Annotated in this window: 19 protein-coding genes; 9 read left to right on the plus strand and 10 right to left on the minus strand. The window is 59.5% G+C overall.

Annotated features, from left to right (window positions below; translation table 11 throughout):
* Window positions 1-11 precede the first annotated feature (11 nt).
* The 4 genes from ACE3TJ_RS12345 to ACE3TJ_RS12360 are packed head-to-tail and all read right to left on the minus strand — an operon-like array spanning window position 12 to window position 4,241.
* Window positions 12-944: a 3-keto-5-aminohexanoate cleavage protein gene (locus ACE3TJ_RS12345; RefSeq protein ID WP_374596533.1), complete on the minus strand. Its 933-nt coding sequence runs from the start codon at window positions 942-944 to the stop codon at window positions 12-14.
* Entirely contained in the window at window positions 941-1,900 is a 960-nt protein-coding gene (locus tag ACE3TJ_RS12350) for a 3-hydroxyacyl-CoA dehydrogenase (protein WP_374596535.1), read from the minus strand. Before ACE3TJ_RS12350 ends, ACE3TJ_RS12345 begins: the two co-directional genes overlap by 4 nt.
* Window positions 1,897-2,907 (minus strand): DUF1611 domain-containing protein, encoded by a 1,011-nt coding sequence (locus ACE3TJ_RS12355; RefSeq protein ID WP_374596537.1) that lies wholly within the window; start codon window positions 2,905-2,907, stop codon window positions 1,897-1,899. The genes ACE3TJ_RS12350 and ACE3TJ_RS12355 overlap by 4 nt, the downstream gene beginning before the upstream one ends.
* On the minus strand, window positions 2,904-4,241 hold the full coding sequence (locus ACE3TJ_RS12360; RefSeq protein WP_374596539.1) for an aspartate aminotransferase family protein: 1,338 nt from the start codon (window positions 4,239-4,241) through the stop codon (window positions 2,904-2,906). Before ACE3TJ_RS12360 ends, ACE3TJ_RS12355 begins: the two co-directional genes overlap by 4 nt.
* 171 nt (window positions 4,242-4,412) lie before the next feature.
* On the opposite strand from ACE3TJ_RS12360, the gene ACE3TJ_RS12365 reads away from it, so the two are divergent.
* Window positions 4,413-5,108 carry a helix-turn-helix domain-containing protein gene (locus tag ACE3TJ_RS12365; protein ID WP_374596541.1) on the plus strand — a complete coding sequence of 232 codons (696 nt, stop codon included), beginning with the start codon at window positions 4,413-4,415 and terminating at the stop codon, window positions 5,106-5,108.
* On the opposite strand, the gene ACE3TJ_RS12370 is transcribed toward ACE3TJ_RS12365, so the two are convergent.
* Genes ACE3TJ_RS12370 through ACE3TJ_RS12395 form a run of 6 tightly spaced genes read right to left on the minus strand, consistent with a single transcriptional unit; the run spans window position 5,083 to window position 12,629 of the window.
* Entirely contained in the window at window positions 5,083-6,195 is a 1,113-nt protein-coding gene (locus ACE3TJ_RS12370) for a C45 family autoproteolytic acyltransferase/hydolase (RefSeq protein WP_374596543.1), read from the minus strand. The two genes, ACE3TJ_RS12365 and ACE3TJ_RS12370, sit on opposite strands and share 26 nt — an antisense overlap.
* A complete protein-coding gene (locus ACE3TJ_RS12375) occupies window positions 6,192-7,628 on the minus strand; it encodes a serine hydrolase domain-containing protein (protein WP_374596545.1) in 1,437 nt (478 codons plus the stop codon). Before ACE3TJ_RS12375 ends, ACE3TJ_RS12370 begins: the two co-directional genes overlap by 4 nt.
* Before the next feature lie 12 nt (window positions 7,629-7,640).
* Window positions 7,641-8,153 (minus strand): sarcosine oxidase subunit gamma, encoded by a 513-nt coding sequence (locus ACE3TJ_RS12380; protein WP_374596547.1) that lies wholly within the window; start codon window positions 8,151-8,153, stop codon window positions 7,641-7,643.
* 7 nt (window positions 8,154-8,160) lie between these two features.
* Entirely contained in the window at window positions 8,161-11,082 is a 2,922-nt protein-coding gene (locus tag ACE3TJ_RS12385; protein ID WP_374596549.1) for a sarcosine oxidase subunit alpha family protein, read from the minus strand.
* Window positions 11,079-11,369, minus strand: a complete 291-nt coding sequence (locus ACE3TJ_RS12390) for a sarcosine oxidase subunit delta (RefSeq protein ID WP_374596551.1) — start codon at window positions 11,367-11,369, stop codon at window positions 11,079-11,081. Before ACE3TJ_RS12390 ends, ACE3TJ_RS12385 begins: the two co-directional genes overlap by 4 nt.
* A gap of 9 nt (window positions 11,370-11,378) precedes the next feature.
* Window positions 11,379-12,629: a sarcosine oxidase subunit beta family protein gene (locus ACE3TJ_RS12395; RefSeq protein WP_374596553.1), complete on the minus strand. Its 1,251-nt coding sequence runs from the start codon at window positions 12,627-12,629 to the stop codon at window positions 11,379-11,381.
* A gap of 101 nt (window positions 12,630-12,730) precedes the next feature.
* Here ACE3TJ_RS12395 and ACE3TJ_RS12400 point away from each other — a divergent pair, with 101 nt between their 5' ends.
* From ACE3TJ_RS12400 to ACE3TJ_RS12435, 8 genes are all read left to right on the plus strand, one after another.
* Window positions 12,731-13,663: a 3-keto-5-aminohexanoate cleavage protein gene (locus ACE3TJ_RS12400; protein ID WP_374596555.1), complete on the plus strand. Its 933-nt coding sequence runs from the start codon at window positions 12,731-12,733 to the stop codon at window positions 13,661-13,663.
* Entirely contained in the window at window positions 13,664-14,791 is a 1,128-nt protein-coding gene (locus ACE3TJ_RS12405; RefSeq protein WP_374596557.1) for a serine hydrolase domain-containing protein, read from the plus strand. It begins immediately after the preceding gene.
* Complete coding sequence (locus tag ACE3TJ_RS12410; RefSeq protein ID WP_374596559.1) at window positions 14,772-16,349, plus strand: ABC transporter substrate-binding protein; 1,578 nt, start codon at window positions 14,772-14,774, stop codon at window positions 16,347-16,349. The genes ACE3TJ_RS12405 and ACE3TJ_RS12410 overlap by 20 nt, the downstream gene beginning before the upstream one ends.
* A gap of 9 nt (window positions 16,350-16,358) precedes the next feature.
* Window positions 16,359-17,375, plus strand: a complete 1,017-nt coding sequence (locus ACE3TJ_RS12415) for an ABC transporter permease (RefSeq protein ID WP_374596561.1) — start codon at window positions 16,359-16,361, stop codon at window positions 17,373-17,375.
* Window positions 17,372-18,247 carry an ABC transporter permease subunit gene (locus tag ACE3TJ_RS12420; RefSeq protein WP_374596563.1) on the plus strand — a complete coding sequence of 292 codons (876 nt, stop codon included), beginning with the start codon at window positions 17,372-17,374 and terminating at the stop codon, window positions 18,245-18,247. The genes ACE3TJ_RS12415 and ACE3TJ_RS12420 overlap by 4 nt, the downstream gene beginning before the upstream one ends.
* Window positions 18,244-19,221 carry an ABC transporter ATP-binding protein gene (locus ACE3TJ_RS12425; RefSeq protein WP_374596565.1) on the plus strand — a complete coding sequence of 326 codons (978 nt, stop codon included), beginning with the start codon at window positions 18,244-18,246 and terminating at the stop codon, window positions 19,219-19,221. Before ACE3TJ_RS12420 ends, ACE3TJ_RS12425 begins: the two co-directional genes overlap by 4 nt.
* Complete coding sequence (locus ACE3TJ_RS12430) at window positions 19,218-20,186, plus strand: ABC transporter ATP-binding protein (protein ID WP_374596567.1); 969 nt, start codon at window positions 19,218-19,220, stop codon at window positions 20,184-20,186. The genes ACE3TJ_RS12425 and ACE3TJ_RS12430 overlap by 4 nt, the downstream gene beginning before the upstream one ends.
* 125 nt (window positions 20,187-20,311) lie before the next feature.
* Window positions 20,312-22,459 (plus strand): TonB-dependent receptor, encoded by a 2,148-nt coding sequence (locus ACE3TJ_RS12435; RefSeq protein WP_374596569.1) that lies wholly within the window; start codon window positions 20,312-20,314, stop codon window positions 22,457-22,459.
* Window positions 22,460-22,466 lie beyond the last annotated feature (7 nt).

Below are 22,466 nucleotides of genomic sequence, written 5' to 3' on the forward strand. Positions count from 1 at the left end.
GCGAGTCCTTCCTAGAAGCCGACTTCGTGCGCACCTTTCAGGCAGAGCATCTGGCGGACGTCGGCCGGTGTCGCAATGTCGAACGAAAGCGCTTCCAGAATCGTACGTACCTTTTCAACTTGCTGAGCATTGCTGATCGCGAATTCGCCCTTGCCGATATAAAGACTGTCCTCGAGCCCGACGCGAACGGATCCGCCCATGATCGCGCCGAGCGTTACGAAGCGCATCTGGTGGCGCCCTGCTGCGAACACAGAGAGATAGTAATCATCTCCGAAAAGCCGGTCCGCAGCGTCGACCATATAGGTTAGGTTTTGCGGGTCTGGCCCTATGCCCCCCATCAACCCGAAAATGCACTGGATGAAGAACGGCGGTTTTGCGAGGCCGCGTTCGGCGAAATAGGCAAGCGCATAAAGATGCCCGATATCGTAACATTCATATTCGAAGCGTGTGCCGTGCTCAACACCGATCTCGGTAAGAACGCGTTCTATCGTTTCATAACTGTTTGCGGCAATGCCGCCCTTGAACCCTTCAAGGTATCGCTTTTCCCAGTCGTGCTTCCACCGCGCTGCAGGATTGATGGGCATAACGCCGGCGTTGAACGAACCCATGTTGAGCGAGGCAAGCTCTGGCCGCGCACGTATTGCCGCGCGGAGACGTTCATCGACGGAAATTCCGGGGCCATGTCCGGTGGTAATGTTGAGTACGGCATCGGTCTGCTGCTTGATGCGAGGCAGGAATTCCATGAACAGGTCGGGATCGGCACTGGGGCTGCCATCCACGGGGTTACGGGCGTGCAGGTGGACAATGGCCGCACCAGCCGCAGCTGCATCGACGGCGGCAGTCGTGATCTCAGCCGGCGTGATGGGCAGGTGATCCGACATTGTCGGTGTATGGATCGAACCCGTGACGGCGCAGGTGATGATGACTTTTCGTGCTTTTTTCATATGCGCTCCCTGCCTCCTGCGTTCGTATCGCAGCCGTCAAATATCTCGCGAAGTTGCAGCAGTCGGCGATCCCGCCAGTTCATGCGTTTCCAGAGATCCTCAAGCGGCAATGCGGCACGCCTCGCTGCGATAACGGCGTTGATGGCCGACGACGTCCAGGGGGCACCGCATCCGAGTAAGGTGCCGATGGCCTGATAGTCTGTTCCGAACTTTGCGATGTAGTCCGCGATGCCGTTGTCGGCGTTGAGGTCCATCGTCTCAAACGGGCCCATCAGTGCCCAGCGCAGACCGAGGCCGAGCCGCAGGCAATCGTCAATGTCGGACGGGCTTGCGACATCTTCGTCGACCAGATGCATCATTTCATTGACGACGGCTGCCTGCAGGCGGTTTCCGATAAAGCCGGGGACGGGCTTGCGAACGATCACGGGGTGCTGACCGTGTCTGCTCAGGATTTCTCGCGCGCGCGCAAGCACGGCATCGGCGGTCGCGGGGGAGGGCACGAGCTCGACGAGGGGAATGAGATGCGGCGGGTTGAATGGGTGTGCGATCAGCATACGCCGTTCGCCGCGAAGCCCGCCAAGGAATTCTGACGGTGGAATTGATGAACAAGAACTTGCGAGGATACAGTCGTCCAGCGCGAGCGCGTCCATTGCCTGGAAGACAGCGTGCTTAGCATGCACGGATTCGGTCGTGCTTTCTTGCACGTAGTTCGCGCCTTCGAGCGCAGAGTCGAGCGTTTCTGCTGGTACGAGACGCGAGATCATCTGCTGCGCGCTATCGTTGGAGACACCTTGTTCGGTGAGAAGACTCGCGATGCGCGACACGGTGCCTGCCGCGACGCCCGGTATTTCATCAAACAGACGAACATTCGCGCCTGCACGCGCAAAAACGATCGCCCAGCTGCGACCGATCACGCCGCAACCGACGATAGCGATGTTGAGGGGTCTTCCGTTCATTGCACGGCTTCCAGGCTGCGGAGCAAAGGTGCGAGGTCATGCTTCATGGGGTCGAACGCGGGCAGTAAGGTTTCAGCTTCGGCGGCTTCGATTGCGCGGCGGGATTCCTGAGCATCGAGAGCTTTGGTGTTGAGGCTGATCGCGGCGATGCGGGCGGCAGGATTTGTCCTGCGTGCAAGCTGTGTGTAAAGCGCGATTGCTTCGGTAAGGGTCGGCAGTGCAAAGGCTTCAAAGCCCGGAATGTACTTACGATGCGGATCGTGACAGAGCACCATAGCGTCAGGTTGGGAACCGTGCAGCAAGCCGAGCGTGACGCCGGCGTAGGCGGGATGGAACAGAGACCCCTGGCCTTCGATCACATCCCAGTGATTGGCGGGGGCATCAGGTGAGAGCGCTTCGGCAACACCGGAAATGAAGTCGGCGACTACAGAGTCTACGGCGATGCCGCTTCCCGAAATCATGATGCCGGTCTGTCCGGTTGCGCGGAAATCCGCAGGCCAACCTTCGGCACGCATCGCCCGTGTGATTGCTAGCGCTGTGTATTTCTTGCCAAGCGCGCAGTCGGTTCCAACCGTAAGCAATCGGCGACCGGTCCGCCGGCTTCCGGTGCCGACGCGTCGTTCATAAGGTGCGTGTCGCACATCGTAGAGGCCGCGCCCGTGCGATGCTGCCACATCAGCGATGTCCGCGATTTGCGTGAGCGGTGTGTGGAGACCGCTCACGATGTCGAGGCCCACGTGCAGTGCTTCGATAATCGTCGGGATCCAGTGATCAGGCAAGGCGCCCCCTGGTGGAGCTGCGCCGATCAGCAGTGATTTTGCGCCAAGCTTCATGGCTTCGGCGGGCGACAGCTCAGGTAGCCCGATATCTACACGGCAGCCGGGCAGCGTCCATTGGCCGAGGCAGCTTTCCGGGCTCCAGTCGCGAACGCCGAAAGCAGTTTTCGCATCTGTCTCACGCTGAAGATCGCCGAGGAATAACAGATAGGGGCGTGGCAGTGCGATCAAGATGTCCGCTCCCTTGCCGTACGGACGGCCATCTCGAAGCGGTCGAGCGTATCGTCGATAATGGCTTCATCCATTGGGGTAGACAGGATGAACAACATCGTTTGTGTACAGAGCACGCCGTTCTCGAGCAGCGCTCGGTGTATGCGGTCGGCGAGATGCATATCGGCGCCGTCGGTGACGATATCGCGGTAGGTGTCGGCGGTACTGGTGGAGAAACGCAAGCTGGTGAGCGAACCTTGCCCGCGAACCGTTCCCGGCACGTCAAGTCGGGAGAGCACCTCGCGCATTCCCTCGCGCAGGCGGATACCGAGCTTGTTGAGTTGCTCGAAGTTGGCCGGAGTCAACATGCGCATCGCAGCGAGGCCAGCCGACATGGTGACAGGATTTGCATTGTAGGTGCCGCCGTGGACAAGGCGGGGCGTACCGCCGTCAGACGTGAACACTGCCATGACCTCTGCGCTGCCGCCGACCGCGCCGACCGGCAGGCCTCCGCCGATGATCTTCCCGAGCGCAGTAATGTCGGGCGTGATACCGAGGTCCCCCTGCGCACCGCCGTAGCCGAGACGGAAGGAATAGACTTCATCGAAGATCAGCAGCGCACCGGATTGCTGTGTTTCTTCCCGAAGCATCGTCAGAAACTCTGGAGAAGGTGCCGCGTAGCAGAGTCGAGAAGGCAGTGGATCAATGAGAACACCCGCGAGGCTGTCTACATGTTCGCGGAGGCGTCGGCGCGCAGTTTCGACGTCGTTCTGCGGTATGACAATGACTTCCTCCAGCATAGACACAGGTGTGCCATGACAAAGCGGTACCGATGCGGGACGGTCGACTGGACCCCAGTTGCCGGGCTCGCTGGCGAGGCTGATTTCAGAAGGATCGTAGCTGCCGTGAAAAGCGCCCTCGATTTTCGCGATCTTCGTGCGGCCAGTAAAGGCGCGCGCCGCCTTGATCGCGAACATTACCGCTTCTGTTCCCGAGTTTGCGAACCGGATCTGGTCGACAGAGCCGATCCGTGCGCACAGCAACTCGGCCAGTTCTATCTCCGCTTCAGTGGGAAGACCGACGGCAAACAGCTGTTCCACTTGATGCTGCACTGCAGATACGACGGACGGCGGACAATGTCCGTGAATGAGTGAAGAATAGTTGTTCACGAAATCGATGCGCTCGACCCCGTCGACGTCGGTGATGCGGCATCCGGAACCACGAACGGCATAGGGCGGGAAGGGCGGAAAGAAGATGGTAATCCGTGAGTTTCCACCCGGCATCACCTTTTGCGCGCGAGCGAATAGCGCCGCTGAGCGGGATTCGGCCAGGTGTTCTGGCGGCGGCGCGGACATAGGATTCCTTTCGAATGCCGGGGATGGACACTACCGGCTCGCGGTCAGATGATATAGAATTTTCGATATCCATACAGAATATATATGTCAATTAAGAATATTCCTTCTCAGAATTAACTTTCCATCTGAGAAGGAATGGCCCAATCAGGGACCATAAGTAAGGAGATGGGAATGAGCGACGAAACCGGCCCGAGCCTCGGCAAGAATATGCGGCGTCTTCGGACCGAGCGCGGCTGGAGCATGGTGAAGATGGGTGACGTCGTCGGACTGACACAGTCCAGCCTGTCCAAGATCGAAAACGACCTCATGTCACTCTCATACGACAAGATCGTCGACGTCGCGCGGAAGCTGGATTGCGACATTACCGAATTGTTTCGTGAGGATGTGCCTTTCGCACGGAACATGGCGGCAAGCGCACGGATCGCTGTTGACCGAGGTGGGGACCGCAAGCTTGTGGAATGGCGAAACATTCGTCATCGCCAACTTGCGGTCGAGGTCAAGGAACGGCTCATGATTCCGACCTACGCAGAGGTGACTGGCGACGGTGAGAAGCCATCACTCGATCTCGGCGACTATTTTGGCGAACGGTTCATCTACGTTCTGGAAGGCATCGTCACCTTTCACAGCGAGTTCTACGAACCCTACACGCTGAAAAGCGGAGACAGCATCTATCTTGACATCCGCATGCGTCATATCCTTACGACCCCGAAGGGCAAGGTTGCAAAAGCGCTTGTCATCACCACGTCAGAAGACCAAAAATTCCTTGCGATGGAGCGCGCGCTGGCCGCGCAGGGCTTGTCCAATATCGCAGAGTTCGAGCAATTTCAGCGCTCTGCCTCGCTCAGGCGCAGCAGCGAGGCGGATTGACACCGAAACGCACAAATTGACTCTGCGTTGGGGGACCTGCCGCGCAGTGCATTTGTACCGTGTCGCCAATTTCGAAGATCGTTGCTGCGATCGTCATCCAGTAGGGATCTGATCGGTCGAGTTCGGTTTCACGGCAAACCGGAAAATCGGGATCGTCGCGAGCCTGAAGAACCTCTACGACCTCTTCATATGTCGACGGTCCTGTCATGCTAGCGAAACGTCGGTCGAGGCTTTCCAAGCGCAAGCGACTGCTCGTTTCGAGGAGGGGTCCAAGTGGGAAGACCGCATCTTTGTGAACGAGAGGATGATTAGTATGGATGACGCGGTCGATACGTGCGCCGTGGCGATATTCCGCTATCCCGCTGCCGCCGCATTCGAGATTGCGAATCTCCGTTCGGCTGCCGAACACGTAATTCTGCCCCGAGGCGTGCGGGATGGTGCGTAGCACGTGCAGAGCTTCCGCCGCAGTCCGGCTGGCGAGCGTGCGGCGCACGATCGCGGCGACAGGAAGCCCCCGTGGATTGGGCGAGAGCTGCAAGAGCGTATTGCAGCACAGTCCGAACCCCCGCCCGCTGACACCGTTCATCGCTACCATGCCTGCGACAGTGAAGACGAGGGTTTCACTTTCATCGCGAGGATCGCGGATGCGTAGAAGAACCTGCATCCCGTCCGCCCAGGACCCTACATCGATGTTTTGGCCGATAATGGTGGGTTCCGCGCCTATCCCTGCCGCTCCAATCGCGCTGCAGCGGTCGGCTCTTACGTCCTGATCGCGAAAGAACCAGCGCATCTCATCGCCGAGCTGGAACGCGAGCACAAGATTCAGATCCTGGTTCGCACCCTCGGCAATTCCCGCAATCTCTTCGAGAAGGTCGGGAATATGAGCTTTGATCTGCGCGATGAAACCGGTGCTTTGGATCAGTGATTCCACGGCCCACGGAAAGGTAATTCCGGCAGGGAGTGTCGCGGAAGATTGCCAGAGGTCGATCGTAGCCTTGATCTCCGCACGCAGTATCTCGCCGTGATGACGACCGTTCTCGCGGGGCGAGCCACACAGATCGAGGACAGGCATGTCTTCGGTCTTCATTCTCCGTGCACCCGTTCGAAGCTGTTGAATAATGAATGTTCGATGTGCGTCGTCCGGCTACCGGAGCGATGAGCGGCAAGGCGCATATGGCGGCCATATAGCTCTTGCTCCATACCGACATAATCGTGACGGATATCGAAAACAGAGTCGCCGACCGGAATGAGGCTCGCGTTCAGCATCGGGCGATCGGCGATGATGAGTCGTAACTCGTGCTCCGATGCTTGGATCAGGGCGTCGCCATAAATACGGCTGGTGTAACGACCCTCGATATCGGCGGGAATTGCTCGCGCGCCGTCCGCTGGAAAACGCGTCTCGACGTCGCTGATGGCATCATCGACGCGCTTGGCCAGGGTCTGCTGGGCAAGCTCGGCCCAGCCCTTTTCGGGGACGCCGAGGAAGTGATCGAGCATCTGGTAGGCGGCGGCCATTCCTGCGGAACTGTAGAGATTGACGAAACACGCGACGCCCAGATTCTCTTCCGGGCAGAAGATCGTCATCGTCGAGGCGCCGAGTTCGCTGCCAGTATGACGGAAGACCAGCCGTCCGTGATAGTCGAACGCTTGCCATCCCAGTGTATAGAGCGAAAAGTGTTCGCCGCTGTGTGGCCCGGGACTATCAGGTGCGTGCGGCTTCCGTGTTTCGCTGATCGCCGCGCGCGAGACAACCGGGCCACCGTTGACCATGCCTTCGTCCAGCTGGAAACGCAGCCAGCGTGCAGCGTCGTTTGCCGATAGATAGACGCAGCTCGATCCTTCCCAGCCTACACAGAGCGGGTCAGGCAACGCGATGATCTCTTCGCCAAGCCGAACGTGCGGCAGGAAATGGTCTGGGTGTGCGCCCAGATAGCCGGGGCGTGAAACGGCGTGGCTCATACCTGCGGGTTCGAGCAGGCGTACGCTGAGAAGATCGGAATAAGACTGCCCGGTCCGGCGCTCCAGCAGCTTCGCTGCCGCAGCATAGCCAGCATTCATGTAGGTCATCTGGGTGCGAAACCCCGCGATCCGTTCCACATGGCGCATTGTGGGGAAATAGTCTTCGCAAGGCCGATCGGGATGAAAGCCGTATTCGCACGCGCCCTCGCGTTTCAAGCCTGTACGCATTCCCAATACGTCGCGCAGGCGGGTCTCGCGCGTGATCCACGGATCATCCATGATAAATTCGGGAACGGTATCCGCGATCCGATCGTCCCACCCAACGATGCCATCGTCGACAAGTGCTGCCGCGAGCGTTGCACAGAATGCCTTCGAGCAGGAGGCGATAGAAAACACGGTGTCGGGTCCGATCGGTTCATGTCCGCCTATCTGCTTGAAGCCGTGTGTCTTGACGAAGGTTTGATCGCCTTTCACAGCGACGGCAACGGCAGCCGGGATGCCGAACATTGCAAGAATGGAAGAGAGCTGCTCATCGAGCTGCTCGGCAAAAGCCGTATGCATCGTAATTCTCCGTCAATGTGCGGTATGGCAGGCCAAAGCCGTCTCGTTTCGAATGGCTTCCTTGAGCAGCGCCTCGACATAAGGTGCAAATGAACGCCAGACATCGATGAGGAAGAGGTCAGGTGCGCTGCGCCAGAGCAGAATTTCACTTTTGTGGAAAAGCGTTCGGTACGCGCTTCCGTGAGGAAACACCGCCAAATCCGTGTCGAGCGGGCACCCCGATGCGATCACGTCAGCAGCAGCAGGCCCCTCGACAACAAGACGGACTTCGCGCGCCGAGATATCAACCAAGGAATACGGCGCATCGGTGCTTTCGACAGCAATGGCAGTCGCCAGCGCATCGGCGGTTTCATCCGATAGGATGAGCCATTCGTCCGGGCCGAGCTGCGCGATGGTTGCCCGCTCGCCGCTTTCCACTTCTCCCACGAAGGCGGGCATTCGCATGCCGAGCAGATGCTCGGAGCAATATCGCTGCCGGAACACAAGGCGCGTCGTCGCCGGTGCACGGCTTAATTCGGTTCGCATCAGCCCCTCATCCTTCGTTTACACTGTCGGGGGTGTAGAATGGCAATGCAGTCACAGTGACCGGGTGAAAGCCGCTCTCTCCGGATGCGAAGAGGCGGTTACCGGTCCTGCTGCGCCCGCGTTCGACGAGTGCGAGCGCAATCGACCGCTGCAGGGTGTCGCTCCAGTATGCCGAGGTGACATGGCCGAGCGCGTGGGTGCGGGGACGAGGGAAGGCCTCGTCTACGATTTGTGCGCCTTCCGTCAGCACCAGCTTCGGATCGTCGGTGAACAAGCCGACGAGTTGCCGGCGGTCTGGTACGCATATATCCGGGCGCTGCAGGGAACGTTTGCCGACGAAATCCGCTTTCGTTTTGCCGATTGCCCAGCCGAGCCCGGCGTCGTCCGGCGTTACGGTTCCGTCCGTTTCCTGTCCGATGATGATGAAGCCCATTTCCGCGCGCAGCACGTGCATGGCTTCGGTGCCGTAGACACAGCCGCCCACTGCCTGCGCGCGCAGCCACAGCGCTTTCCAGACTTCGAGAGCCTGGCTTGACGGGACATTCACCTCAAAGCCCAGTTCCCCTGTAAAGCTCACACGGAACAGGCGCATGGGAATGCTGCAGATGCGGCCGTCCGCGACGCTCATGTGAGGCATCGCCGCATTGTCGAGGTCGATGCCTTCAACGAGCGGCGCAAGAACATCGCGCGCCTTCGGGCCTTGTACGGCAATCACCGCCCACTGCTCGGTTGTCGAGGTGAGCCAGACGTCGAGATCCGGCCATTCTGTTTGTAGATAGTCTTCGAAATGGGCGAGAACGTTCGCGGCGCCGCCTGTCGTGGTTGTGACGTGGAAACGGTCGTCAGCGAGGCGCGCCACGACGCCGTCATCAAAGATGAAACCATCCTCGCGCAGGACCAGACCATAACGGCAGCGTCCGGGCGGCAGCTTGCGCCAGGGGTTCGTGTAGACGCGTTCCATGAAGGTCGCTGCGCCTGGGCCGACAACCTCGATCTTTCCAAGCGTCGATGCATCAAACAAGCCCACTGCCGTGCGCACCGTACGGCATTCGCGTGCGACGGCGCTGTGCATGGTTTCACCAGGCCGAGGGAAATGGCGGGCTCTGCGCCAGTTGCCGACGGGCTCGAAAACAGCTCCGGCTTTGGCAGCCCATGCGTCGATTGCCGTGCGACGCTGGGGTTCGAAGAGCGGGCCGCGGGCGGGGCCGGCGAGCGCTCCGAAGCTGACCGGCGTGAATGGCATACGGAATGTTGTAGTACCGACTTCGGGAATGGGCTTGTCAAGGAGCTGGGCGGCAATCGCGAGCGCATTGACGTTCGACCCTTTGCCCTGATCCACGCCCATCCCTGTCGTGGTGTAGCGCTTGATGTGTTCCATCGAATGGAAGCCTTCGCGAACGGCGAGGCCGATGTCATCGGTGGTGACGTCGCTCTGAAGGTCGATAAAGGCCTTGCGGGCCGGGCGCGTGCCTGCTGTGGGCAGTGAGAGTCCCCCGCCGGTGCGGGGGTGCCCCGCCGTGCAGGTCTCGGAAATCGTACTGCGCGCCTCGGCAACGACATCCCTGAGCGTGAAGGTGCCGTTGCAGGAACCCACGCACCGGATCTCATGGGAAAGCATATCCGGTACGAAGATGCCGCGGCCGACATCGAATGAGAGGCGGCCTCCAATCTGCGCGTGAAGATGCACCGCAGGCAGCCAACCGCTGCTCGTGAGCAGCAGGTCGCATTCTGTGCGTGTGCCATCGATTAGAATGCCGCGGAGGCGTTGGCCGCCAATCGCACTTCCGATGTCGGCACCGATCCGTACAGGGATCTGTTGTGCTTCGGCTGCTGCGCGGAGGGCGGGGTCGACGTCTCCCCGGACATCGGCGATCAGCGTGAACGGAAGGCCGGCAGCATGGAGATCAAGCGCATCGTGCCAGCCGCTGTCGCTGCCGGTCACGAGCACAGCGCGCTTGCCGGGAAGAATGCCCCAGCGGCGTGCGTAAGCGCGCGCCGCGCCCGCCAGCATGATGCCGGGGCGATCGTTGTTGGGAAACACAAGCGGCTGCTCGATCGCGCCGGTTGCAAGCACAATGCGTCCGGCTCGCACCTGCCACAGACGTTCGCGCGGCAGGTGATCGGGCGGCTGCGAGAGGTGATCGGTAATGCGCTCGCTCAGGCCGGCCATGCGATCGGTAAACAGTCCGAACGCCGTGGTGCGGGGTAGAAGGAGAACGCGGTTGTCGATGCGGAGACATTCCAGAGCCTCGCGCCGCCACTGTGCGGCGGGTACACCGTCGATTTCCGTACGCGGATCGTCGAGAAGCGATACGCCAAGCGCGGCGTTTTCATCGCAAAGGATAACCCGTTTGCCAGACTCGCTCGCCGCGCGTGCCGCTGCGAGACCGGCAGGACCTGCGCCGACGACGAGTACGTCGCAATGGGCGTAGCGCACGGCGTAGCGATCGGCGTCGGCATCGCGCGGCGCAGTGCCGAGCCCTGCGGCGCGTCGGATTAGGGGCTCGTATACCCGCTTCCAGAATGAGCGCGGCCAGAGGAAGGTCTTATAATAAAAGCCTGCGGCAAGAATCGGTGACAATCGGTCTGCGATTGCGCCGAGATCGAAGCGGAGACTGGGGAACGCGTTCTGGCTCCGTGCGGCTAGGCCGTCGTAAAGCTCGACCATTGTTGCGCGCAGGTTGGGTGTGATTCGTCCATCGCCCCGATCGATCGTGACCAGCGCATTCGGTTCAGCTGACCCGGCGGTGACGATGCCTCTCGGGCGGTGGTATTTGAACGAGCGGCCAATGAGCCGCACGCCGTTCGCGAGCAGCGCTGATGCGAGCGTATCGCCTGCATACCCTGTGTAGGTGCGGCCATCGAAGGTGAAGCGAAGCGTTCTGCGCGTGTCAACGAGGGCTGCGTCAGCAATTCGGCCACGGTTCATGGCAGCACGCTTTCGTTTGTAGGACGCGGCGCTTCTGCCGGATAGGCACACAAGATTCGGTCGCTCACGGTGTCGCGAAGTACGTTGATGAAGCGTCCGCAGCCATGTCGGTGCCGCCAACGTTCGGCATGCGTACCGCGCGGGTTGGTCCGCGTGTACAGGAAGTCCGCCCAGGCCCGGTCATCGAGCAGCCCGGGATCTTGGGGGCGGGCGATGTGCGCCTGGCCGCCATAAGAGAATTCGATTTCGGGTCGGATGCCACAATAGGGGCAAGGGATTTGAAGCATGGCTTACCGCTAGTGCGCGACCGCCGCCGCTGCGGATTCGTCGATAAGACATCCGGTGCGGAAACGATCGAAGTTGAAAGGGGCGTTGAGAACGTGCGGTTCGTCCTTGGCGATTGTCCATGCAAGAACGTGGCCGGCGCCGGGGGTTGCCTTGAAGCCGCCTGTTCCCCAGCCGCAATTCACATACAAGCCGGGAACGGCGGTCTTGCCGATGATTGGAGAGCGATCGGGGGTTACATCGACGATGCCGCCCCAGCTGCGCATCATGCATAACCTTCGGAAGCCAGGAAACAGTTCGCAGACCGCTTCGAGCGTGTGCTGCGGGATATGAAGTGCCCCGCGCTGCGTGTACGAAACGGCCGAATCAGTGGACGCGCCGATTACCAGTTCGCCCTTGTCCGATTGCGAGATATAGGCGTGAATTCGGCCTGACATGACGACGCACGGAAGGATGGGCTTTACGGGCTCCGAAACAAGCGCCTGCAGAGTGAAGCTCTCGATTGGCGCGGTTAGGCCTGCCAAAGAAAGTAGAGTGCTGGTGTGCCCGGCGACGGAGAGGCCTACCTTGCGCGTAGAGATCTCGCCACGCGCGGTTTCGATACCCGAAATGGCGCCACTCGCATCTCGTCGAATTGCGGTGACCGGACAATTCTGGATGATATCTACGCCGAGCGCAGCGGCCGCGCGCGCATAGCCCCAGGCGACGGCATCGTGGCGTGCAACCCCGCCACGACGCTGGAGCGCCGCGCCCAGAATTGGGTGCAGGCTTCCCGGATCGATGGACAACGGCGGGCAGAAAGCTTTTGTCTCTGCGGCGGTCAGCCATTCGTTGTCGATTCCGGCAAGCCGGTTGGCATGGATATGCCGTTGCAGGCTGCGAACATCATGTTCGGAATGGGCGAGCATCAGCACGCCACGCGGCGAAAACATGACATTGTATTGCAGCGTTTGGGAGAGATCATGCCATAGGGTGAGCGCGTGATCGTAGAGAGCGGCGCTCTCCTCCCAGAGATAATTGGAGCGAATTATCGTGGTGTTGCGCCCGGTGTTGCCGCCACCAAGCCAACCACGCTCGACAACCGCGATGTTTCGGAGATTGTGCTGCGCTGCAAGGTAGTAGGCGGCAGCGAGGCCATGGCCGCCGCCTCCCACGATCACGGCGTCGTACGCCCGCTTTGGTTCCGGTGAGGGCCATTGCGGTTGCCAGCCGCGGTTTCCCCTTGCCGCCTGTTTCAGCACTTCGAAAAGGCCGAAGGCCACATCGCACTCCCTGAATATGAAGAATCAGAAAAAATAATTCACAAAACGAATATAATATGCAATTGAGTAAAGCAAGAGAGAGCGAGCCTGGGAGGAGGCGTATGATTCACGCGAACAAAGCCATCATTACCTGTGCGGTGACCGGCGCCGTCCATTTGCCATGCCAGTCAGACTATCTGCCCATCACGCCGGACCAGATCGTCGAAGAATCGGTCGCGGCAGCAGAGGCAGGTGCGGCGATCATCCATCTGCATGCCCGCGATCCCCACACCGGACGCCCGACAACTGACCCCGATGTCTACGGCCAATTCCTGCCGCGCATTAAGCAGCAGACAAATGCCATCCTCAACATCACGACCGGTCAGCCCGGGACGTTTGAGGAGCGCATGCTGGCTCCAATGCGATTCGCGCCCGAGCTATGCTCTTTCAATATGGGGCCGATGAATGCTGCGCTGTTCGCCTTGCTCCCCAAATACGAGAAGCGAGTAAAGCACGCGTGGGAACGTGAGTTCATGGCAATGACGAAAAGCCTGAACACGGTGAACACGTTCGAGAATATGGAGTATATAGCTCGTGAGCTTGGCGAGAAGCGTGGGGTCCGCTTTGAATTTGAATGCTTCGATATCGGTCATCTGCACAGCTTGCGCTTCATCGCAGATCAAGGCTGGATCAAGCCGCCGTTCTTCATCCAGTCGATATACGGATTTGTCGGGGGGCTTGGCGCACACCCAGCGCACGTTCTCCACATGAAGCAGACAGCGGATGAGCTCTTCGGGGATCAGTACTACTGGTCGAATCTCGCGGCCGGACGAAACCAGATGAAGTTCATCACGCTCGGCGCCATTCTGGGCGGGAACGTTCGGGTTGGTCTCGAAGACAGCTTGTGGGAAGCACGGGGAATACCGGCACGGTCCAACGCCGATCAGGTACGTCGTATCCGCCGTATCCTCGAAGATCTTTCGATTGACATCGCAACGCCAGACGAAGCGCGCGCTATGCTTGGTACCAAGGGTGCCGACAAGGTGGACTTCTGAATGGCATCGGCCATGATCTTCCATAACGAACCGCTCCGCAACCTGCTGGATGGGTTTCATGCAGAGCGGGGCTTTCCAGGCGCGACCGCAGCCATTGCTTGCGACAATGGCGTTCTGACCGCGGCGACCGGGTTTGCTGATCCCGACGACGGAACGCCTATGACTGCTCGGTCCGTCATGCTGCAGGCGAGCGTCGGCAAGATGTACGTCGGCGCTGTGGCCATGTCGCTGGTACAGGCTGGGGCGCTCGAGATTGATGCGCCGATTGCCCGCTATCTGGGCGATCGGGCTTGGTTCGTTCGGTTGCCAAACGGTACCAACCTTACCTTGCGCCATTTGCTGAACCACAGCGCGGGCCTCCATGACTACATGCACCTGCCTGCGTTCGCGCCCGCGGCCGCGGCGCTGCTGAGTGATCCGAACATATATCACGCACCCGAGGCGTTGATCGACTTCATACTCGATCACCCGCCGTTGTTCGCGCCCGGCGAGGATTTCGCATACACCGATGCAGCGTTCCTCGTGGCCGGTTTGATCCTGGAAGCTGTTTCCGGGCAAACCTATTACGACCTTGTCAGACGCCTGTTTCTGGAGCCGTGGCAGCTGCGCGAGACGTTCGCGGCCAACAGCCGTAATATTCCAGGGCTGGTGCCCGGTTTTCGCGGTCCCAATCCGATCGGGCTGCCGCGTCGGTCGATGGAGGGCGGTCTGCTTACACTTCACCCGGGTTCTGAATGGACTGGCGGAGGCTGGGCAAGCACATCAGCTGACATGGCGCGCTTTACGCAGCGTCTGCTAGGCGGGCCGGACAGTCGCTACCGGAACGCCGTCATCGCTTGGGGGCAGGGGGCAACTTCTCCCGTGGCCGGAACATATGGACTGGGAGTGCTCGCAAGCGACAGCACGCTTGGTGAAAGATATGGGCACGGCGGCTGGACGCCCGGTTATCGCAGCGATGTGCATTGCTATCCGGATCACGGGATGTCCGTCGCGGTCATGGTGAACGGAGATGATCCTGCCTGCGCGTCCGGCGACGATTTGCTTGCCTTTGGACTTCGCATCGCGACCGCTGCTGTCGAAATGGGACTTGTACAACGTGGAGGTTTGAATGCCTGTCTCAGCGCTTGATCGACGTACGGCGCTTTTCGGTATGGGGGTCTCACTGGCGCTCGCCGGATGCGGCAGCGGCAGCGGTAGAAGCGGCCAGTCTCGAACTCTGGTTATCGGCCGGGCGCAGGACAACCGGAATCTCGATCCCGCCTTCGAGGCTTCGCTGACCGATGGATCCGTCATGGAGCTCGCGTACGAGCGCCTGATCCGTGAAAAGATGGAGCATGGACTACCTTCTGGTGGATTTGAAGGCGTTCTTGCTGAACGCTGGGAGGCCGACCCGACCGGCCGGATATGGACGTTCCATATGCGCCGTGACCATAAGTTCGATGATGGGTCACCCGTTACGGCGCAGGCATTCGACTTCAGCTATAGACGCGCGCTGAAACTTCAGCCCGCGCTCGCCGCCAATTTCTTCTGGCTGGAACGCTATGATGTGGTTGACGACTATACGCTGCGCTTCGTGCTGCAGCAGCCGTTTCCGATCTTCCTGAACTTCCTTGCGGTAAGCGGAGTATTCGTGAACCCTGCTGTCAAAGCCCATGCGTTGAAGAGCGACGAGGGTGCTGCATGGCTTTCCGAAAACACAGCTGGCAGCGGCCCGTATCGCGTGGAACGCTGGGAGCGGGGGCAGCAACTGGTGATGGTGGCGAACCCTCACCATCCGCAACGCCCGCGCTATTTCGACCGTATCGTGTTCCGCTTTATTCGCGAGCCCAATGCGCGGCGGCTCGAACTGGAGAAAGGGCGTATCGATATCTGCGAAAGCATCGGTGCCGAAGATGTCGTGCATTTCGAAAAGTTGAAGGGCGTGAAGCTGTTCAACGAGGCTGGGCCCTCATTGATCTTCGTCGACATCAACAACCGGCATCCCTTACTCTCCGACGTGCGCTTACGCCGCGCGCTCGATCTTGCCGTCGATCATGCAGGGCTTGTGAATACGATCATGCACGGTCATGCTGCGGCTCTTACCGGTCCGATTCCGCAAGGTATGCCGGGATATGACCCTGCGCTGACCGCTTCGCAGAGGAATGTCGCTGCCGCACGCGCGCTGCTCGCAGAAGCTGGGCATCCGAAACTCAACCTGACGCTTACCTATATTCAGGGCAGCGTCGCCACCAATGCCGCGGTACTGATGCTGCAGAGCAACTTTGCTGACATAGGGGTCGATCTAACGCTGGAACCGATGGCTCCGTCTGCGGCAATGAGCAAGATCATGGGCGGTGAATACGAACTCGCGATGAACAATTTTGTGCCTGCATTTGCCGATCCGTGGCTCGTGCTGTTCCCGCTCTATTTCTCAAAGAACGCAGGAGCGGGGGGGAACACAGTCCATTATAGCAATACCGCCGTCGACGCGCTGTTACTGAAGGCGCAGTCGGAAGCCGACACTTCGATGCGCATGGCGCTCTACCAGAAGGCGCAGCGTCTCATTGTGGCTGACACCCCGAGAATTTTCCTGTTTTCTACGAACGGTCTGTTGGCCTACCGCGAAGATATCGTCGGCCTCGAATACAGTGCATGGCGACCGTTGGTTTACAATGTAACCACGATGACCCGTGAAACGGCGGGTTGACGGCAGCTTATGGCGGTTTTTCCGATGATTGCCCGGCGGCTGCTGATGTTGATCGGCGTGCTGTTCGGTGTCACGCTGATCACCTTCACGATCTCGCACTTGGTGCCTGGGGATCCCGCGCAGCTTATGGCAGGGCCGCGCGCTAGCGCCGAAGCGATTGCTGCGCTTCGCGCACAGCTCGGCCTCGATCGCCCGCTGTACGTCCAGTACCTGACATTCCTCGGCAATCTTGCGCAAGGCGATCTCGGCGTTTCGGTACTGACGCAGCGGCCCGTGCTGCAGGAACTCGTCGGCTACTTTCCGGCAACGATTGAATTGATGCTTGTATCGCTGACACTCTCGATCGCGCTCGGTGTCGCGCTCGGTATCGCTGCAGCGGTTTATGAGGGGCGGTGGATCGATCACGGACTCCGCCTCATCGCCATCGTTGGCGTTTCCGCGCCGCGGTTCGTGACTGCTTTGCTGCTGCTGCTGCTCTTCTATGGAGAACTCAATCTGCTACCAGGCGGCGGGCGTTTCGATCCCGCGCTTGCCATGCCGCCAAGCGTGACCGGCTTTCTGCTGATCGATAGCCTGCTGGCAGGCGACTTTGTGGCCTTCGCCGATGCCGCGATGCACATGATTCTGCCAACACTCACGCTTGCGGTTTCTACCTCGGGCGGCTTCATGCGATTGGCACGCACATCAATGCTCGAGGCGCTGGCACAGGACTACATCCGAACCGCGCAGGCGATGGGTCTACGCCGTCGCACGATCATTCTGCGCCACGCATTCCGGAATGCACTGATGCCGCTCGTAACCGTGATCGGCATGGCGGTCGGCACGTTGCTGTTCGGCTCGGTCATTGTCGAGACGATCTTCGCGTGGCCAGGAGCGGGTTCCTATGTGCTGAATGCGATCTTTTCTCTGGATTTCCCCGTGATCATGGGTTTCACGGTGATTGTTTCCGTTGTGTATGTTGTCACCAATCTCTTGGTCGACCTGGTTTACCTCGTTATCGACCCCCAGATCCGGAGCGTTGCATGAGTCCGCCTGTCTCCCGGCCTGCGGTGGATCAACGCTTCGGTGGTGAATTGCTCCGGCAGATACTTTCGTCGGCTTCGTCACGGTTCGGACTCTGCCTTCTGCTGCTCGCCATTCTGATGGCGGTGTTTGCTCCGCTCATCGCGACGCATGATCCAAATGCCATCGATATGAGCGCACGCTTGCTGCCGCCGCACGCCGATCACTGGGCGGGTACAGACGAAGTAGGGCGCGATATTTTCTCACGAATCGTCTGGGGTGCGCGCGCGTCGCTCGGCATTAGTCTTGGCGTGGTTGCCGTCGGAGCGATCGCAGGCCTCTTGATCGGCGGCTTCTCGGGGTTGATGGGCGGCTGGATCGATGCGGCGATCATGCGCTTCATGGATATCGTGATGGCATTGCCCGGGCTTGTGGTTGCGCTCGCGCTGGCCGCGGCGCTGGGACCAAGCCTTATCAACGCTATGACGGCAATAGCCGTGCTTGGGATCCCCGGCTATTGTCGTATTGCGCGCGGACAGGCACTGGCCCTTCGCCAGCAGGGTTTCGTCCAAGCAGCGCGGACGTTTGGTGCCGGTCCTTGGCATCTTCTGGTACGGCACATCGTTCCCAATCTGCTTGCTCCCATGCTGGTGATTGCGACGCTAGACGTCGGCAACGCCATGATCGGGGTTGCAACATTGAGTTTCATCGGGCTCGGCGCACAGCCTCCACTCGCAGAATGGGGCACGATGGTGAATGCAGGGCAAGCCTATATTCTCAGCGCTTGGTGGTATGCTGCGTTGCCGGGAATTGCGATTCTGCTGACTGCGCTTGGGTTCAACCTCGTGGGGGATGCGATAGGGGATCTGGTTGATCCAAAGCGGAGGAGATCATGACGAGCGATCCCGCAATCGTTGTCGAAGAACTCCGCATGAGCTTTGCGACCCGCGCCGGGCCTGTGGAGGTACTGGATGGCGTGTCACTTAGTGTCGGTTCCGGGGAAATCGTCGGGCTTGTCGGTGAGTCCGGCTCCGGAAAGTCGATCACCGCGATGACACTCATGCGATTGCTGCCACCCAGCGTCTGGGCAGCGAACGGTAAGGTCAGCGTGCTCGGACAAGACATGTTGGCGCTCGATGGGTCAGCGCTTGAGGATTTCCGCGGTGCTCGCATCTCGATGATTTTCCAGGAGCCTGCCACAGCGCTTAATCCAGTGCTGCGAGTGGGTAGCCAGATCGCGGAGGTTATACGGCGGCACAGCAAGGCGAGCAGAAGGGAGGCGGAGGTAAAGGCGCGTCAGCTACTGGGTGATATGCAGATTCGCGATATCGACCGGGTTATGCGCGCTTATCCATTCATGCTGAGCGGCGGTATGCGGCAACGTGTTCTGATAGCCATGGCTTTTGCTTGTGGGCCTGGCGTTTTGGTCGCCGATGAACCGACGACGGCGCTTGACGTGACGGTACAGGCACAGGTTCTCCGACTTTTGCGCGATATGGCACGACGCTCGGGTACGGCGGTTCTGCTGATTACGCACGACATGGGTGTTGTTCGCCATCTGTGTGATCGGATCTACGTCATCCATGCGGGACAAATCGTCGAACACGGGTCGACGCTGGATGTGATTGCAGCGCCAGCGCACCCTTACACGCGGGCACTGCTTAGTGCGTTGCCGGAATGCTTTGCTCCGAAGACACCGATTCCGGCGCTCGATTTGACAGCCATCTCGCCGATTGGATTTCCGCCCGGATGCCGCTTCGCACCGCGATGCCGACACGTCGGGCTAGAATGCGAAAAAACGCCGCCGTTCATAGTCCACACAGAGGGGCATTTTGTAGCGTGCTGGAAGCGGGAAACGGATAGTCGATGAGGACCGGTGACGTATTGCTTTCCGTCGAGGACGTCGTGGTTCGCTATTCCTCGCAGCCGTTCACACCTGCTGCCGTGGACGGCGTGTCCTTTTCGGTAATGCCCGGTGAGACCTTGGGAATCGTTGGAGAGTCAGGTTGCGGCAAGAGTTCGCTTGCGCAAGCGATTATGCAGCTGGTGCCGATTTCCACGGGCATGATCAGGCTGCGCGGACAATCGATCTCTACGTTGAGCAAGGGCGAAAGACGGCAGTTCCGGCGTGATGTACAGATGGTTTTTCAGGATCCGCAGGCATCGCTCAATGCAAAAATGAAGGTGGCCGACATCATTGCCGAGCCCCTTGTAGTGCAGGGTATCGGTGATACGCGATCCCGGCGGGAGGCAGCAACGTTGCTGGCGCAGCAGGTGGGACTTCCGGCTGGCCGACTTGATCGTTATCCGCACGAATTCTCTGGAGGGCAGCGGCAGCGGATCGCGATTGCGCGCGCGCTTGCGCTTGAACCCGCTCTACTCGTTCTTGACGAACCGACCTCGGCACTCGATCTGTCGGTGCAGGCGCAGATCCTGAACTTACTGCTCGACCTTCAGGGACGAAGCAGCATGGCCTATATCCTGATAAGCCACAACGTCGCGGTGGTACGTCATCTCGCCGACCATGTAGCGGTTATGTATCGCGGACAAATCGTGGAAGCAGGGCGTGCGGCGGACGTGCTGGAAACGCCACGCCACCCTTATACGCGTGCATTGCTTCAAGCTGTACCAACGATCGACGGTGTGTCGTTTCTCGATCAGGCGTCCGTTAACGTTGACTCCTTGTTGCCGGTTGATTCGGGGTGCCGTTATCGAAACCGATGTGGAATGGCCACTAAAGGGTGCGACCAGCCACAAGACCTTGGAACAGGTGATGAAAGAGGCTGGAAAGTCCGTTGCTGGAGAGGTTTAGAGGCAAAGAAAAATATTCAATAACAGAATTGACATGAGTATTTGGAATATATTATTCTCCCTTTTATGGTGGGGTGCAGCCTTGAAAGCGCGTCCTGCCTGATCGGCAGAGAGGCCGGTCTGCGCATCAGCAAAAAGAGGGGGGCGCAATGATCGTTCATCGTCAATCGTTCAGAAAAGTGCGGTGCCTGTTAACGGCGCCTGCGTGGGTTCTTGCGGTATCGGCCGGTTCGGCGGCAGCTGCAGAATCCGCCTCTACTGAGATCCCGGAAATCGTCGTAACCGCGACACATCGTGAAGTCGCACTTCAGGATGTGCCGATCGCCATTTCGGCGGTCACCGGTGCCGAGCTTGAAAAGCTGGGGGCTGACAGTCTCCAGGATTTCGCAGGCAAAATTCCCGGGCTTGAGTTTGCATCGTTCGCGCCGGGCCTCAACCGTGTGACGATTCGTGGCATCTCGACCCAGACGGGTGAGTCTTCAACCGGCTTTTACATTGACGAGATGCCGGTGACAGCAGATCCTACCGCGCAGCCCGATGTGAGGATGTTCGACATCGATCGCGTCGAGATCCTTAGGGGGCCACAGGGTACGTTGTTCGGCGAAGCTTCGCTTGGCGGTACCATCCGCATCATTACCAAGCGGCCTGACGCAGCGGCCTTCGCGGGTGCTGGAGAGGTCACGCTGTCGCACACGACAGGTGGTGGCTGGAACTACGCACTGAACGGCATGGTCAACATTCCGCTCGTGAAGGATAAACTTGCCCTGCGGGTCGTTGGAGGCTGGCGGGAGAACGCAGGCTATATCGACAACGTCCTTTTGAACCAAAAAAATATCAACGACGACCATGCGCTCAACTATCGCGCAACGCTTGCGTGGACTCCGTCTGATCAAACCACGGTATTGCTGACCTATCAGGCGTCTGATCAAAACAATGATGGCGAATACATCTCGAACCGCAAGCGCGAGCAGTTTCGGTATCAGGATGAAGGCCGCGACGATGAGTTCGAGCGTGCAAACTTGACGATCGAGCACAAGGGTGAATGGGCGAACTTTGTTTCGTCGACTTCCTATTTTACGCGCGAATCTGCGCGCCGGATTGATCAGACGGGCGCAGCGAGCGGGTTGCTGCCACCGGGCGTGACAGTGTTGCAGACATACGACATCGACTATGAGATCTTTGCGCAGGAAGCGCGATTGGCTTCAGCGGCACCTGGACCTCTCGAATGGATCGTGGGCGGGTTCTACAAGAACAGCGAACGCCGCATGGTGAGTCGTACCGTGACGAATCCTGACCTCGGTCCGCTGCTTGATGGCGATAACGATTACCGCTTCAAGCAATGGGCGCTGTTCGGAGAGGCGACCTGGCATGCTACGGACAAGCTTCATGCCACGCTCGGCCTCCGCTATTTCGAAGAGGACGATCGCTTTCACGTGATTAGTTCGGGCGCGCTTACAGGTCCTGGCCTTGATAACACATCGAAGCAGAAATCATCTGAGTGGGCGCCACGCTTCAGCCTCAAGTACGACATTGATGACCAGTCGATGATCTACGCAACGGCTTCGCGCGGCTTCCGCGCAGGTGGTGCGAATCCGACGAAGCCGATCTTCGACATCTTCGGGATTCCGATGCCGGTAAGCTATCACCCGGATACCCTCTGGAACTACGAAGTTGGTCTGAAGGCTGATCTCATGGATCGGCGCCTAGCGTTTGGTCTTGCCGCCTATTACATGGACTGGAAGGATATCCAGTTGCCGGCAAGCGCGGCGGGAGTCTTTAACGGCACGTTCAACGGTGGTGATGCGACCAGCAAGGGTGTGGAAGCGGAAATCACGGCGCGGCCAACGGACGCGCTGACACTGACATTCAGCGGAAACTACACGGACGCAACTCTATCGGATACGGTGATTCTGTCGACACCGCTCGGACCGGTGATCGCTGCGGTTAAAGGGAATGCACTGCCTCTTGTGCCGCGGTGGAAAATGAGCGCAGGTGCTGAATATCGTACTCCGATCGCGGATGGCTGGGACGTTGCATTGCGCGCGAATGCCTCGTTCGTGGGAAAACGCTATAATTTCGCCGATAACAATCCGGCGGAACGTTTGCGGGCCTATCAGATCGTTGATCTTCAGGTCGCCTTCGAAAGCGATCGTTTCGATATTGTGCTGTTCGCCGATAATGTGACCGACGAGGTCGCGGAATACGCCTTCCAGGGCGATCCTTCACTTCCTGGCGAGCGCCTGTTCAGCGCAAACCAGCCGCGGACGATCGGTGTGACGGCGCGCGCACGTTTCTGAGCCTGCG

This window comes from Sphingosinicella sp. (assembly GCF_041916975.1).
GTDB lineage: Bacteria > Pseudomonadota > Alphaproteobacteria > Sphingomonadales > Sphingomonadaceae > Sphingosinicella.